Source organism: Thermogutta sp., from assembly GCF_039793925.1.
GTDB lineage: Bacteria > Planctomycetota > Planctomycetia > Pirellulales > Thermoguttaceae > Thermogutta.
In genome coordinates, this window is sequence record NZ_JBAMME010000233.1 from 27185 (window position 1) to 28982 (window position 1798).

General features: G+C 56.0%; 2 protein-coding genes. Both read right to left on the reverse strand.

Annotation, left to right across the window (positions count from 1 at the left end; genetic code table 11):
- The coding region (locus ABJK56_RS10465) for a pseudouridine synthase (protein ID WP_347244615.1) at positions 1-789 on the reverse strand (789 nt) is incomplete at its 3' end.
- Between the two features lie 576 nt (positions 790-1365).
- Positions 1366-1527, reverse strand: coding sequence for a hypothetical protein (locus tag ABJK56_RS10470; RefSeq protein ID WP_347244616.1), 162 nt, complete (start codon positions 1525-1527; stop codon positions 1366-1368).
- Between the last annotated feature and the right edge of the window lie 271 nt (positions 1528-1798).

Here is a 1798-nt window from a genome sequence, read left to right on the forward strand (position 1 = left end):
TGCCGCCCGATAGAGCGCCGCCACTTCCTCGGGCGTCAGACGCCGAGCCTCACCGGGCTTCATTTTGCCCAGTCGAATAGGACCCACGGCAATCCTCTTGAGGCGGTACACTTTGTGTCCCACTCGCGCCATGATCCGCCGAATTTCCCGGTTCCGACCTTCGTTGAGGACCATCTCCAAGATGGTGCTCTTTTTGTGCTTGCGGCGGATCCGAATTCTTGCCACCCGGGCAATCCCCTCGGCCAGATGCACACCCTTTTGAAGTTTAAGGAGAACTTCCCGTGTGGGTTCTCCCGCAACCTGGACCAGATACGTCTTCGGGACACCGTAGCGGGGATGTGTCAGCCGCTCCGCCAACGCGCCGTCATTGGTCACCAAAATCAGGCCCTCGCTGTGAAGGTCCAACCGACCCACCGTAAACAGGCGCCGATCGCTCTCGGGAACTAGGTCAATCACACGCGTTCGCCCGGCCGGATCCCGATTCGTACATACCACCCCGTCCGGTTTGTACACGGCGTAATAAATCGGCGGCTCGAGCTTAATAGGAACTCCGTCAACGCAAATCTTCTGGCGAAATGGGTCGGCCTTAAAGCCAAGTTCTGTAACGACCTTTTTGTCCACCTCCACCCGGCCCATTTTGATCAACTCTTCGCACTGGCGCCGACTGCCGATTCCGGCCGCGGCCAGGATTTTCTGGAGTCGCTGAGGACCGGGTTGAATGACCGTCGCACCCGGTTCCGGAGAGGAAGCACCTGGCGGTGCATTTTTTTTCTTTCGGGCTATCATCATAGCTGGTTTCTTTCCACGTTCCGTGAAGGAATCCGCCGTCATCGCCGACGGTGCAATATTCCTGGATCCAAAGCCCAAAATGCCACCGTTTCGGTCATCGCCAATTTTCCGGGTTTTGCCCCATTTTCGCGGCACACCGGCAAAATGGACGCCGGCCTTTCTCGAGGAGCGCCAACCGCGTTCGCCCAATGATTTCAAAATACCGCTGTTCCTATCAGTATAAGAGACATCCGCGTTTTGGCCTATTGGGGCGCCCGAAGTCTTTGCGGAGGCTGCACAATTCGTTTTTATCCTCTTATCAAGCACGGCATAACACGCCGTACGATTGGTGAATCCGAAGATGACATCGCACTGGTGTTGCGTTGAAAGCTCAATCGTCTTGCTGGATAGTCTCTTTGACCTGAGACGCAACTTGCCAGGCCATTCTAAGTCGTGCCGGCTTGTTTGACTTGAGCTCGGCTAAGACGCCGATACAGTTCGCGTATTCCTGAAATCATTGACCTGGAGAGGCAAAGCCAAAAATGGCTGCAGAAGAACAGAAATCGCAGTTTTTCACGTTGCTTGACAACGCCTTGCTCAAGGTCTAAGCCGCGACTTTTCGTAGTTCCCGGTTTCTTCGATCCGTCGGTTACAGTTGCGGGCGATCTTTTCCAGGACCTCGCAATCGTAGGTCACCGGGGTACCGTCCCGCAGCCGGGTGCTATGTTCGGCGAACACCACCACCCCCGGCTTGGTCACAAACTTATCCGGGGGGAAGAGACTCTCGGTGGTCACCTTTTCGGTTTGTCAAGTACACGGCTCATGACGGTAATATAAGGGGTCGGTTTTCCAAAATGCCGCCACGCATTGCGACAGCACACGGGATGGCGTGGAGGGTGGCACCATGAAACTCAAGTCTCTTCTTGATCCTTTCAAACGGCTGGCACACCGCGTCTTCCTGGCCTATGCCCACTATCGCTGGCGCCGCCCCTGGCGGTTTTATAAAGGCCGCTGGTACGTGGTCGTCCCC